The sequence below is a fragment of the Parapedobacter tibetensis genome (assembly GCF_024704835.1).
Lineage (GTDB): Bacteria > Bacteroidota > Bacteroidia > Sphingobacteriales > Sphingobacteriaceae > Parapedobacter > Parapedobacter tibetensis.
The window spans coordinates 1-13,905 of record NZ_JAMXBE010000025.1; the positions used below are offsets into that span (position 1 = coordinate 1).

A 13,905-nucleotide genomic window follows, 5' to 3' on the forward strand; every position below is an offset into this window, starting at 1 on the left:
TTTTTTGTTTGCCCGGATGCGGTTGCCCAGTTTTGGGGCATGGAAATAAAACGAAAGGAGGCAACGATGTAGGAAGGCGTCAGTAAGTCCGAAAGCCCGGAAGTCGGAAAATCCGAAAGCCGGAAGTGAAAAAGTACAGAAAAGTAAAAAACAAACAGCAAACGAAACGAAGTAGGGTCCCGATGAGCGCAGCGATATCGGGAAACACTAAAAACAAAAAACAATGTATACACCAAGAATCTATACAAGTTACACACCCCTGGGTGACGCCCCATTGGCGACACTGGCGGGCAAGACGTTGACGGACATGACGGGGAATGGAAACTTCCCCGATCCGGTACCGACGCTGGAAGATTACGGCAACCATGTGAACGATTACCGCACCAAGCACGAGGCAGCCGCCGAGACGGGTGGTAGGTTTGCCACCACGGCCAAGGACATCGCCCGGCTGGCGCTGCTGCAGCAGATGAAACGGTTGGCATCGTACGTGAATTTCACGGCCGACGGCGATGCCAACAAGCTGGTGAGCTCGGGCTTTATGCTGGTGCCGCCGCCGAAGAGCAACACGGCACCTGAAATACCCCTGTGGGTACGCGTACGGCGTGGCCCGCAGAAAGGGCAGCTGGTGCTGGATATCGCCAAAGTGCGCCATACCTGGCAGTACGGGTACCAGGTAAGCAACCAGCGCGATGAGCAGGGCGAGATTATCTGGGGCGATACCATCCATGCCACCACCCGGTCAAAGTCTAACATCATCGCAGGGCTGCAGAGCGTGGTCACCTACTGGGTACGCGTACGCGCGATGAATGGGTATGGTACGGGTGATTGGTCGGAACCGGTATCGGGATCGACGGAGTAAACAGGCAGCAAACCATGGAAAACGCAATCATCAAAATGGTTCGCGTGGCTGGGGGGAAGAACAGTACCCTCAGCCACCTCTATATCGGCAGCTTATTCCGCTGCTACCTCTTGGAAGACAGCATCCGCAAGGAAAAGATCCAAGGGCTCACCTGTATCCCGGAAGGGGAATATCGGCTATCGCTCAACCACTGGGCAGGCATGAACACTAAATATGCGCCGAAATACCCAAAACTGCACCGGGGCATGGTCGAGGTCACGGAAATCCCCAACTATCAGTTGGTGTTCTTCCACATCGGCAACTACCATACCCAAACGGCGGGATGCCCGCTCACGGGATCGTACTGGCAGCTGTTGGACGGCGATTATCAGGTGATCCATTCAGCCGCGGCGTACAAGTATGTATATCCGCTGCTGGTGGAGGAGATTCAGAAGGGGAATGATCGTCTTGTCGTGGAGAATAGGGTTGGTTAGGCTGCAGTTCGCTGATTCGCCATTCGCTGATTCGCAGTTCTAAAAAGGTAAGAAGCGAACAGCAAAAAGCGCAGAGCAAAAAATGAAAAAAATGAAAAAAAACAACAAATCCGTCGGCGCACCCACAGTGGGTAAACCGACATTATACGAAAAAATCAAGGAGGGGTTGGCCGTAGTGAGCCAGTTTATCATCGCTGCGCCGTTGAAACTGCCGCCCAAGGTGGTGACGGTGGCCAAGTACGTAGCCCTGGCACTTGGTGTGCTGGAGGCCGTGGAAAGCGGCATCACACAAAGGGAGGGAGACGATGAAAACCCTGCAACTTAGCATCGGCACCACGGGCGGCACCGCGCTGAGCATCGTAGGCCAGTTGGGCATGCACGATGTGCTGAAAACCGCCTTGCTGGCCGCCATCGGTGCGGTGGTGAGCTTTGCCGTATCGTTGCTGCTGCAACGTTGGCAGCGGCGAAGATAGCAGCGGAAAAGCCAAGGATGCGCATGAAAAGGAGGCGGCCTGAAAAAATCGGGCCGCCTCCTTTTGCAAAACACATCGCTTAGGACGCTATACTTCAAGTGACTTAATCCAGCAGTTCGGCCAGCTTTTCAGTCAACGCATCACCGCGCAGGTTCTTGGCAACGATCACCCCTTGCGAGTCTACCAGAAAGTTCTGAGGGATAGACCGCACCGCATACATTGCAGCAGCCTCATTGCTCCAGCCTTTCAGGTCAGACACTTGCGTCCAGGTCAGCTTATCATCAGCTATTGCTTTGAGCCATGCGTCGCGGCCGCTCGGCTGATCAAGCGATACGCCCAATATCGTGAATCCCTTATCCTTGTAGCTTTCGTAAGCCGCCACCACATGGGGATTTTCTGCCCGGCAGGGGCCGCACCAGCTTGCCCAGAAATCAATCAGCACGTATTTGCCCTTGAAATCCGCGAGCGACACCGGCTGGCCATCGGGGTCGTTTTGCGTAAACATAGGCGCCAGTTTCCCGATTTCCGTAAGCCTAATCCCTTCGAGCTGTTTCGCATACGCTTTACCGGTTTCGCTGTTTCTTACCTGTTCGGAAAGCGAAGCAAACAGCGGCTCCACAACCACCAGATCGGGCAGAGATCCGCCATACTGTTGCAGCGCCGATAAACTGATCGGGCTTTTCGGGTTGGCTTTGATGAAAGATAGCAACACGTCTTTTTGCTCTTCCTGTATGGCCGAATATTTTGCACCATAGTCTTTCTGGAACACTTCGCTTTTCCGTTCTTCCTCGGGTGTATTGCGGTACAGCGCACTCATGGCACGTTGCTTTTCGGCAACGGGTTCCAAGAGGGTCTGTAGGCGTTGGTTATCCGCGTTGATCGGCGAGCCCGTGATCTTGGCACTCTTCACCGAGTCGGTCCCGTTCACCTTGATCGTGCCCTTGTGTAAGTACACAGGCAAGTAATCCCGTGTCCCCTGCAGCCCGGCCCCATCGTGGCTCAGACCAAGTGACGCGAAGGTGGCATGTTTGGCTTTTCCGCTAAACCGGAAAGCCCCATTTTTCAGCGCTACGGAATCCCGCAGGGTTTCGCCATCGGTCTGGTAAGTGAGATAGACCATTGCGGGAGCCTGCAATTTCCCTACCTTGCCTTTGATTTTGAAAGGCTCCTGCTGGGCCCAAACCGCGGATGATCCGAGGAATAAGGCGATCGTTAGTGCAAATGTTTTTGTTTTCATGTATGCTACTATTTTTTCTTTTCCTAAAAAAGTACTAACGTACTACTATCACATGTCAAAGCTACGAAAAATACTTAGAGCCTCTTTATTGTTCAGCTTATTAAAGCAATAGTTCAATCATCCGCTCCAATGTGTCGGTGCTGTTTACCCCGGCTGGTATAGCGGCCATCCAATCGGATCCGAACTATGCCGAACTGCCGGACTGGGTAAGCAATCGGACACCGGATAATGACGTATTCCATAATAGCGTCCGATACCACTTCCTTAGCGGCAAACACTACCTGCCCACCACGCAGCTGACTCCCGGCCGCACCGTGTACGGCACAAACAACAACTTTAGCATTATACGTTATTCGGAAGTGCTGCTCATGCATGCCGAAGCGCTGGTCAGCGGGGCTACGAGCGCAGTGATGTCGGCAGACGAAGCGGTCAACGAAGTGAGGGGCAGGGCAAACCTGGATCCGATCAGCGGGGTCATCCTCGATGACGTACTGGACGAGAAATTTGCCGAATTCGGGATGGAGTGGGGCACCCGTTTTTATGATTTGGTGCGCCATGACCGTACAGAAGAACTGAACTACGAAGGCCGCAACTACAATCCGAATGAGCATCGTTTCCTGCCGTATCCGCTCGAACAATTGGACATTTTGCCCCAGCTAAGGGAACACATGCAACAATAACATATGAACCCGGGGTGCTTGAGCAGAACCCTGATTATTTATGACCTCTATTTAAACAATTAATCGGGCGAGCGTTTGTTATTAGCGCTCGCTCATTTCTTAATGCCTAACACCTAATGAGATTTTCTTTTTTGTTTTCGCATTGCTATGGGTGTTATAATCTCCGGTTGGAGCTCCTTGTATTAACCACTTGAGCACAACGATGAGCTGATCCACTACATCATCACCTCTCATAGGTACGAGTGTATCTTGCACACTATCAAAGCAATCATGTAGTAATTGGCTACATGCATATGTTTTTATAAATCAGACTTTTACTATTCATTAATTTCCCGATTGAGCAATTTTTTTTGAAACGATGTAGCAATGTATAGGCGATTAATTCGCGTTTCAACGATATACATCACAATTTTGTAGGAACATTTAAATGTCAACCAATTGAGGTCGGGTATTCCCGAAAAAAGTAGACTATATTAAATTAATTAACCAATTCAAGATCAGATGAGAAAACTATTTACATGTTGCTTATTTTTTCTGTGTTCCGTACTTGTTTACGGCCAGCAGCGAACGGTAAGCGGAAGCGTGACAGACGCCACCACCTATGAAGGAATTGAAGGTGTCACCATTGCGGTACAGGGAAGCACGGTTGCGGTGCAGTCGGGCGAGGATGGACGTTATTCGATCAATGCGGCTGGTACCGATGTGTTGGTATTCCGCTACATCGGCTATGCGTCTCAGGAAATTTCCATCAACAATCGAGCGATCATCGATGTAGCGCTGGAGCCCGAAAGCTCCGAATTAGATGAAGTAGTGGTGGTGGGCTATGGTACGCAAAGAAAGCGCGACCTCACCGGCGCCATAGCAAGCGTGAGCGGGGAAGAAATATCCCGGCAGCCTGCACTTAGCCCCTTGGCTTCTTTGCAAGGAAAAGTTGCGGGACTTACCGTCGTCAATGGCGGCAGGGCAGGTACAAGCCCTGTCATTCGGATACGGGGGATCAGCAGTACCAAAAGTGCCAATCCGCTATTTGTAGTGGATGGATTGCTGCAAGATAACATCGACTATTTAAATCCGGCCGACATCGAGTCCGTTGATCTGTTGCGTGATGCATCGTCCTCCGCTATTTACGGATTAAGGGGTGCCAATGGTGTGATCGCCATCACCACAAAACGTGCCGACAGGGGTCAGACACGTGTCAATTTCGTCAGCAATGTAGGTATTCAGACGGTTCCCAACAAAATTGATGTGACGGATGCCGAGGGGTTTAAGAAATTGTATTCCGCACAGTTAGCAAATCTGAATGCTGACCCTTTCGATTTCACCAATTACACGGGCAATACAAACTGGCAGGATCTCGTCATGCGGGATGCGGTCATCAATACAAATAGCCTTAGCCTCTCTACGAGTGGGGAAAAGAGCACAACCCTCATTAGTTTCAGTTATAACAACCAGGATGGTGTGCTGAAATATAATAGCTATCAAAAGTATATTTTACGGCTCAACCAGGAGATCAGGGTAACGGACAATTTCAAGGTGGGCGGTGATATTACTGGATTCCATGCAATAGCAAATCCTTCCCAATCGACAAATCCTTTCCAATCGGGCTTAAACAACGCCTTGTGGGCAGCACCCATTGTGCCTGTGCAAGAAGACGCCACCACGTATTACAGTATGCCTTCTTTCCAGCGGGCGCAGGTTGGAAACCCGGTTGCCACATTAAACCGTTTGAAAGAGACATCGATAAATAAAAATTTCCGGTTTAACGGTAGTGTCTTTGCGGAAGTAAATTTCCTGACCAACTTTACCTTGCGCTCCACCGTATATGCAGGCTACGGCTTCAACCATAGTAGGGGCTATACTCCACTTCCATTCACCTTTATTAATGTCGGCGAAAATGGCAATCCCAATGAAGAATTCTTCGACACGAATGCAAGGACCAGTGTAAACCAGAGCCAATCTGCAAGTTATCGGTATCAGCAAGATCATACGCTGAATTATGATAAAACATTCGACGGTGGACATCGGCTGAATGCCATGGTGGGATTTACGACTTTGCGCTGGGGTGACTCAAATGTGAGTGGTTCCCGTCAGGATAGTACATTAAACGTTCCAAATAACCCGGATTTATGGTACTTAGGCGTTGTCAACGTTAATAATATATTGAACAATGGAGGTGAAGGTTCCCTCGAATCCAATGCAGGTGGTTTTGCTAGAGTGAGCTATGGATATCAAGACAAGTATCTTTTCAACGGTACCGTCCGTAGGGATGGAAGCTCGCGGTTTGCGCCTGAAAACAGGTGGGGGACTTTCGGAAGCGTTGGATTGGGATGGGTGGCAAGTGCCGAAGATTTCTTTATCGATCATATTAAGGGGATTGATTATTTGAAGCTGCGTGCCTCATGGGGCCGCCTGGGCAATTCAAACGGAGTTGACCCAAATCTCTATCAGCAAGGCCTTTCAAATGCAGCCACGGCAGTTTTTGGCGACAATGTTTATACCGCTGTTGGGAATGAATACATTCCTGATCCTAACCTGCGCTTTGAAGTCGTACAAGGCACGGATGTTGGTTTAGACTTGCGGGCATTCAATAACCGCTTTAATGCCGAAATCAATTTGTACGATAAAACAACAGATGGAATTCTGACCAGTTTTCCTTTGCGTGATGGGGGAAAGCCTTACTTTACAAATCTTGGAGAAATAACCAATAGAGGAATTGAGATAAACCTTGGATGGGGTGATCGGATTGGCAATGATTTCACGTATAAGCTATCCGGCAATTTCAGTTACAACGAAAACAAAGTAGAATCCCTTGGCAATAACTCGGAGTTCCAGATCACCGGAAACGGTGGCGTCAACTTGACCAACTCGGGTTATTCCATCGGCTATTTTTATGGTTATACGCAGACAGGCATTTACCAAACCCCCGCGGATCTAACCAGAATGCCCACATTTGCCAACTCCTTGCCGGGTGATATCGCTTATGAGGATACAGACGGTGATGGCACCATTACGCCGGCGGACAGGACATATTTGGGTACGCCTTTCCCGCCATATAGTTTTGGGTTGAGCCTCTCATTGGGTTATAAAGGCTTTGATGCGCTTATCGAAGGCCAGGGTGTGGCAGGCAACATGATCTATACCCAACGCCGTACCAGGACGTTTGCTGTTTTAAATTATGAAAGCAATAGGCTGAACGCTTGGACGGCCCCAGGAAGCACGAATGTGGAACCGATCTTGGACAACACGCGTGGAAACAACTTCTTGTTTAGCACGCACTACTTGGAGCCGGGGGATTATTTCCGTCTGCGGAATGTGCAGTTAGGTTATACATTCGGCGCAAACACATTGAGCAGGGTTGGCATTAAGCAAATGAGGGTGTTTATAAATGGTCAGAATATCAAAACTTGGAGCCAGGTCACCGGTTACACTCCGGAAGCGCAAATAGGAGATATTTTGGGTGGAGGTGCCGATAACGGTGTTTATCCGGTACCGGCTATTTATACATTGGGTTTAAATGTTACTTTTTAATTGCATTATTTAAACTAACATAAAATGAAAATATTGAATAACCAAAGAAGAAATATCGGCCTGGCCTTATCTGCCATGGTGCTTATTTCAGTGAATGCAGGTTGTGAGAAATTCCTTGACACGGAAAGGCAGGGTGAATATACCGCGGATAACTATCCTTATCCCGAGGGTGGCGGTCCTTATGACGAGTTTTTATTCAGTGCGTATAACACGCTGAGAAATTACCACTATGTTTCAGATGCTTTTATGGTCATGGCCAGCATCAGAAGTGATGATGCCGATAAGGGAAGTACGCCAGCCGATGGTGGGGCAGATGTGATTTCCATGGACAACTTTCCGGTATTACCAAGTAGTGGACGGGCGAATGGACTATGGGTTGCGTATTATACGATGATCAACAATTGTAATATTGTTCTTGATCATATCGCTAACAATACCAATATTATTGCAACGCCGGAAATTAAGGTGCAGTCGGAAGCCGAAGCCCGATTTCTGCGTGCTTACTCTTATTTCGTTTTGGTGCGGGCCTTCGGAAGGGTGCCTAAGATTGATAAGATATTAGCTGTTGATGAAACAAATGTTCCGCAAAGCTCACCTGAAGAGATTTATGCGTTCATTGAAAGTGATCTTCAATTTGCTGCTGCAAACTTACCACCAAACTGGCCCTCGGAATTTGTTGGGCGTATAACAAGTGGGGCTGCAAACGGGATACTTGCCAAAGTGTATCTAACCCAGCAAAAATGGGGAATGGCGATGTCAACCGCACAAATGGTAATGGGTTCCGGCGAATATGATCTATCTACCCCGTACAGTCGAATTTTTGGCGAAAGTGGTGAAAACAGCAGGGAATCTGTTTTTGAGATACAGGCCACAGCAAGTGCGGCAGTGCCTCAGGACAATGGTGTTCAATATGCCAGCATACAAGGTGTCAGGGGTACGGGTGAATGGAACAGGGGCTGGGGATGGAATATGCCGAGTGCCCAGCTGGAAGCCGCTTATGAGCCAAATGACCCGCGTAGGGAACGAACGATTTTATATACCAGTACTGCGGATGTGCCTGGTTACACCATTTATGGGGATTTGACACCTACGGGCTTGCCAAATCCAAAATACAATCAAAAGGTGCTGGCACATCCTTCTTTTATCGCCGCAATTAACAATCGTGGCGGACGGTGGATGAATGTGCGTATTCTGCGGTATGCTGATGTGGTATTGATGTATGCGGAAGCTGCTAATGAGGTTGGAGGTGAAGCAAACGCAGCATTAGCTGCATTGAATAGTGTACGTGCAAGAGCACGGGCTGGAGATGATTCAATTTTGCCGGATGTGACCACTACAGATCAGGCGGAACTGCGTCTTGCCATTCAGCAGGAACGAAGAATAGAATTGGCGATGGAGCATGAGCGTTTCTTCGATATCGTACGCTGGGGGATATCGCAACAAGCCATGGATGCAGCAGGAAAAGTAAACTTCACCGCAAGTCGCGACAACCTATTGCCCATCCCACAGGTACAAATTGATTTAAGTAATGGTGTATTGACTCAAAACCCTGGTTACAATTAATCAGCATAAACAACAGAAAGATGAAATTTCCAAATTATAAAAGATACGGCATGCTGGGGCTTGTCTTAGCGGTGACAACCTGGTCGTCCTGCAAAAAGGATGGTAATCCGCATAACCTGCCGGACGTAGATCCCAAGGATTATGAAGGCACTATTGATGGGTTCCGCAGTACAGATGAAATATACCCGGATAACTTAATCGCTTATTTCAGTTTTAATGAAAACAATAATGAGCAAATAAGCGGGGTAGCGCCTACTTCAACAGCCGGAGCAACCATTGTGGATGCTGGATTTAAAGGAAAGGCGTTGGAATTATCAGAAGGCTATCTTTACTTTGCCAACCAGTTTGATGCCTTTAGAACGGATAATTTAAAAAGTTTTACCATAAGCCAGTGGATTCAGATATCCAACAACGATGCGACAAAAACCCAATTATTCCAATTGGCTAGACCCGGACTGTTGAATGGCAACATTGATATCATTCTACAAACGCAGAATAGGCCGGCTTCAAACATTGATTTTCTGACCATTCAACCCTACTTCAGCACGATTGGTGGTAGCCGTCAGGATAACGTGAACAATGCATTGTCGCCTACGATCGGCCCAGACAATTGGGTACACCTTGTATTGACTTATAATGGAACTGCCGGCACATTTAATATTATTGCAAATGGCGTAAGCATCGGTGGGTTTAACAATAGAGGTGTTGGCAATAACCTGTTCAATGCCTATGAGCCGAGTGAGTTGATCATCGGCGGTAATTATAATGTGATTCCGGGAATGGAAGTGAATGGCGATGTTTCTTTTGCAGGAATGACCGGTAAAATAGACGAGCTGAGGATATACAATGTCTTTATGCCTACAGCAATTGCCGGTTCCTTATACCGATTAGGGCTGGCTAATCAGTGATTTATTAACACACCGCTTTTTTTAAAAGGCGGTGTGTTTTTATCGAAGTAAGCTAAATGTTATTGCAACTACCGTAGCTTTATCTTCTTTTCCGTTCACACCAAAACAATCTATGGAGGCCTTGCGTTTTTTCTATTATAAACTGAGGACAAGCAATGGGGTACTTACGATTTCAAAGATGCATTTCCTTGCATCATGCTTGGTTGGCAGACCCTATTTGGCAATAGACCAAACAATAGTTCATGAATTTAGCTAATCAGAAAATGATCAGGATAATATATACATACGTTTTAATAGGCATAGCGTTCGCCGCATGTCAACCGAAGTCGGAAGAGTTGACGATTATACTGTTGCCGGACACGCAAACGTATGCCGAAAAATATCCCGAAATTTTGGATGCGCAAATCGACTGGATCGAGAAAGAAGCCAATCGCATTGCCGTGGTCATCCAACAAGGGGACCTTACCCAGAACAACAGCGAAGCGGAATGGGCAACGGTTCGACAGGCATTCAGGCGCCTTGACGGTAAAGTACCTTATGTACTGGCTGTGGGCAACCATGATATGGGCAGTGAGCCCGGCAAATTTGCAGATGTAAGAAATACAACCCTGTTCAATACGTTTTTCCCATTGGACACCATGTCGACTCTGCCCGCTTTTGGCGGTGTTTTTGAAAAGGACAAGCTTGATAACGCCTATTACCTTCTTGAGTCGGGTAATCTTAAATTGATGGTGCTTTCGCTCGAGTTTGGACCTCGGGAATCGGTTTTGGACTGGGCGAATGAATTGGTTGCCAACCATAAGGATAGGTTGATCATCCTCAATACACATTGCTACATGTATTCGGATAGTACACGCCAAGGTCATGGAGACAGTTGGCGAGCTCAGGCATATGGCATAGGTAAAGATACAGGGGCGAATGCAGTCAATGACGGGGAGCAGATCTGGGAAAAATTGGTGAAAAAACATCCAAACATACGTTTTGTGTTTTCGGGCCATGTCTTAAATAGTGGGGTAGGCACATTGGTCAGCATGAACGAAGCGGGATATCCGGTATACCAATTTCTTGCTAATTATCAGGAAGGGGTGCGCGGTTCTGAGAAAGGCGGTAATGGCTGGTTGCGAGTATTGTCCTTGGCTGTCGACTCGCAAGAGCTGGATGTGAAAACCTATTCCCCGTATATCAATGAGTACAGGCAAGATGAGGAGCATAATTTCCGAATTAAACACTTGCATTTAGGTACGGGCTATTAAGTAACTCAATAAAAAACAATACATATGATTAAAACATATTTGCAAATATTGATCGTAGCGGTGGCAGTTGGTAGTTTGGTGTCATGTACTAATCAATCCGTAAGTGAACAAAAGCAGAAAGGGCAAAAGATGGACGACGATTCCCTGCTCACGCTCGTCCAGCGCCAAACCTTCCAATATTTCTGGGATGGTGCAGAACCTACCTCTGGCATGGCTCGCGAACGCATACATATAGACGGAGAATATCCACAGAATGATCAGGATGTGGTGACCCTTGGGGGGAGTGGTTTCGGCGTGATGGGTATCCTTGTTGGTATCGAGCGAGGATTTATTTCCCGGCAAGAAGGGGTAGACCGGCTGACACACATTGCCGATTATTTGGCTAAAGCAGACCGCTATGAGGGGGCATGGCCGCATTGGCTGCATGGGCCTACAGGCAAAGCCAAAGCATTCAGCAACAAAGATGATGGCGGTGATTTGGTGGAAACGGCGTTTATGGCGCAAGCCCTAATCTGCGTGCGGGAATATTTCAAGGAAGGCAATGAAGAAGAACAACGATTGGCAAGCAAATCCAACTCCCTTTGGAAAGGTATCAATTGGAACCATTATCGTCAAAACGGCCAAAACGTATTGTATTGGCATTGGAGCCCCACACAAGGTTGGGCGGCCAACCACCCCATCCAGGGCTATGATGAATGCCTGATTACCTATGTGCTGGCGGCTTCATCGCCCACCCATGGCGTACCCGCTGAGGTATATCATGAAGGTTGGGCTCGTGGAGGGGCAATCGTATCCTCCGCCGTAAAGTATGGCCATCCACTAATCTTGAAACACAATGCGCCGAATGACGGCGTAGGACCTTTGTTTTGGTCCCACTATTCTTACCTAGGCTTAGATCCCCGTGGCCTGAAAGACCAATATGCCGATTACTGGCAGGTGAACACCAACCATGCCCTTATCCACCACGACTATTGCATCGAAAATCCTAAAGGATACAAAGGATATGGCGAAAATGGCTGGGGGCTCACCGCCAGCTATTCGCTCAAAGGTTATGATGCCCACAATCCAGACAATGACCTAGGGGTCATATCCCCCACCGCAGCACTGTCATCATTTCCCTATACGCCTGAATACAGCATGCAGATGATCCGCTATCTTTATGAGGAGTTGGGCGACAAGGTGTGGGGTAAATATGGCTTTTATGATGCTTACAGCGAAACGGAGGACTGGTACCCGCAGCGCTATTTGGCCATTGATCAGGGGCCTATCCCTGTCATGATTGAAAACCACCGTAGTGGTCTGCTTTGGAATCTTTTTATGAAAGCGCCGGAAATCAAAGTAGGATTGAAAAAACTAGGATTTGAAAGCACACAACATCCGTTATAATTAAGAACCATAAAAACACAAGAAACCATGAATGCAACAGACCATCTGAAACGAATACTTTTAACGATACTGGTTTGTGGCTCCTACTGGTCGGCCTTAAGCCAGCCCAGTCAAAAACCCTATAACGTAGTCTTCATCCTCAGTGATGATCATCGCTATGATTTCATGGGGTTCATGGACAAGGTGCCGGGCTTGGAGACCCCGCATATGGACCGTATGGCTAGGGAGGGGGCACACTTGCAAAATGCCTTCGTTACCACGTCATTATGCTCGCCTAGCCGGGCATCTATACTCACCGGGCAATATGCCCATACCCATACCATAGTAGATAACAATGCACCCCTACCGGAGGGACTTACCTTCTTTCCGCAATATATGCAGGAAAAAGGGTATAAAACGGGCTTCTTCGGCAAATGGCACATGGGCAACGAAGGCAGTGGCGTACAGCCGGGTTTTGATGAATGGGTGAGCTTCCGTGGGCAAGGGGTCTACTATTCGCCCACGTTTAACATCAATGGCAAGGAAGTGAAACAGCCCGAAGGCAGCTATACCACAGACCTGCTTACAGATTATGCCCTGGAGTGGTTGAGTTCCTTGGATGACGAGCAGCCTTTCTTCGTATACCTATCGCACAAAGGGGTGCATTCCGAATTTCAACCAGCAGAACGGCATCGGGGGCAATATGACGATATGCCCATCATGTGTCCGCCCTCCATGTACCTCACGGCTACGGACAGCAGTAAACGCGTGGGCATCGAAACCGAATATGACGACCCGGTCAACCTGGACGGTATTCCGGAATGGGTGCGCAAACAACGTTACAGCTGGCATGGCGTGGATTATATGTATGATGGACAGATTTCCTTTGAAAATTTTTACAGGCAGTACAACGAAACGCTGCTCAGTGTAGACGAAAGCATCGGGAATGTCATGGCTTGGCTGGAGAAAAATGGCTTAGCCGAAAACACCTTGGTCATCTATATGGGCGACAATGGCTTCCTTTTCGGCGAACATGGGCTCATCGATAAACGCAACGCGTATGAAGCATCCATCCGGGTGCCACTGTTAGCATGGAATCCCAAGTTGATTAAACCGCAGACCCAAATCCCGGAGATGGTGATGAATGTGGACATCGCCCCCACCATCCTTGAGCTCACGGGCATCGAAAAACCACAACAAATGCAGGGGGAATCATTCCTCTCGTTGTTGCAAGGAAAGCCCGTGGCCAACTGGCGGGAAAGGATTTTCTATGAATACTACTGGGAATGGGCCTTTCCGCAAACGCCGACGATCTTCAGTGTTCGATCAGATCGCTATAAATACATTTTCAACCAAGGGCTATGGGATACCAATGAATTGTACGACCTCGAAAATGATTCCGAAGAAATGAACAACCTCATCAAGGATCCCAATATGCAGAAAATCGCGGGCCAGCTCAAGAAGGAATTGTGGGATTGGCTGGACGAGACCGATGGTATGCAAATCCCCTTGAAGAAAATTTATCAGAAACGAATAGACCACCTTTACCGAGGGACATACTAATTG

The 13,905-nt window shown here is 48.1% G+C and carries 12 protein-coding genes; 11 read left to right on the forward strand and 1 reads right to left on the reverse strand.

Features of this window, described 5'->3' with window-relative positions; translation table 11 throughout:
• Positions 1-475 precede the first annotated feature (475 nt).
• The 4 genes from NF543_RS23680 (at position 476) to NF543_RS23695 (ending at position 1,805) form a co-directional block, all read left to right on the forward strand.
• On the forward strand, positions 476-859 hold the full coding sequence (locus tag NF543_RS23680) for a fibronectin type III domain-containing protein (protein WP_257957568.1): 384 nt from the start codon (positions 476-478) through the stop codon (positions 857-859).
• A gap of 14 nt (positions 860-873) precedes the next feature.
• On the forward strand, positions 874-1,332 hold the full coding sequence (locus NF543_RS23685; RefSeq protein WP_257670709.1) for a DUF5675 family protein: 459 nt from the start codon (positions 874-876) through the stop codon (positions 1,330-1,332).
• A gap of 91 nt (positions 1,333-1,423) precedes the next feature.
• Entirely contained in the window at positions 1,424-1,657 is a 234-nt protein-coding gene (locus tag NF543_RS23690; protein ID WP_257670710.1) for a hypothetical protein, read from the forward strand.
• Positions 1,638-1,805 (forward strand): hypothetical protein, encoded by a 168-nt coding sequence (locus tag NF543_RS23695; RefSeq protein ID WP_257670711.1) that lies wholly within the window; start codon positions 1,638-1,640, stop codon positions 1,803-1,805. The genes NF543_RS23690 and NF543_RS23695 overlap by 20 nt, the downstream gene beginning before the upstream one ends.
• A 103-nt stretch (positions 1,806-1,908) precedes the next feature.
• On the opposite strand, the gene NF543_RS23700 is transcribed toward NF543_RS23695, so the two are convergent.
• Positions 1,909-3,042 (reverse strand): TlpA disulfide reductase family protein, encoded by a 1,134-nt coding sequence (locus tag NF543_RS23700; protein WP_257670712.1) that lies wholly within the window; start codon positions 3,040-3,042, stop codon positions 1,909-1,911.
• Positions 3,043-3,173: 131 nt separating this feature from the next.
• Between NF543_RS23700 and NF543_RS23705 the strand changes: the two genes are divergently transcribed.
• The 7 genes from NF543_RS23705 (at position 3,174) to NF543_RS23735 (ending at position 13,902) form a co-directional block, all read left to right on the forward strand.
• Positions 3,174-3,722 carry a RagB/SusD family nutrient uptake outer membrane protein gene (locus NF543_RS23705; protein ID WP_257670713.1) on the forward strand — a complete coding sequence of 183 codons (549 nt, stop codon included), beginning with the start codon at positions 3,174-3,176 and terminating at the stop codon, positions 3,720-3,722.
• Between the two features lie 501 nt (positions 3,723-4,223).
• A complete protein-coding gene (locus NF543_RS23710; RefSeq protein WP_257670714.1) occupies positions 4,224-7,250 on the forward strand; it encodes a SusC/RagA family TonB-linked outer membrane protein in 3,027 nt (1,008 codons plus the stop codon).
• Positions 7,251-7,274: 24 nt separating this feature from the next.
• Positions 7,275-8,813 (forward strand): RagB/SusD family nutrient uptake outer membrane protein, encoded by a 1,539-nt coding sequence (locus NF543_RS23715; protein WP_257670715.1) that lies wholly within the window; start codon positions 7,275-7,277, stop codon positions 8,811-8,813.
• 20 nt (positions 8,814-8,833) lie between these two features.
• A complete protein-coding gene (locus NF543_RS23720; protein WP_257670716.1) occupies positions 8,834-9,721 on the forward strand; it encodes a LamG-like jellyroll fold domain-containing protein in 888 nt (295 codons plus the stop codon).
• A 263-nt stretch (positions 9,722-9,984) separates the two neighbouring features.
• On the forward strand, positions 9,985-10,974 hold the full coding sequence (locus NF543_RS23725) for a metallophosphoesterase (RefSeq protein ID WP_257670717.1): 990 nt from the start codon (positions 9,985-9,987) through the stop codon (positions 10,972-10,974).
• Positions 10,975-10,998: 24 nt separating this feature from the next.
• The gene (locus NF543_RS23730; RefSeq protein ID WP_257670718.1) at positions 10,999-12,360 is read left to right on the forward strand and encodes a glucoamylase family protein; all 1,362 of its coding nucleotides are present in this window, start codon (positions 10,999-11,001) and stop codon (positions 12,358-12,360) included.
• 27 nt (positions 12,361-12,387) lie between these two features.
• Positions 12,388-13,902 (forward strand): sulfatase family protein, encoded by a 1,515-nt coding sequence (locus NF543_RS23735; RefSeq protein ID WP_257670719.1) that lies wholly within the window; start codon positions 12,388-12,390, stop codon positions 13,900-13,902.
• The last annotated feature ends 3 nt before the right edge of the window (positions 13,903-13,905 follow it).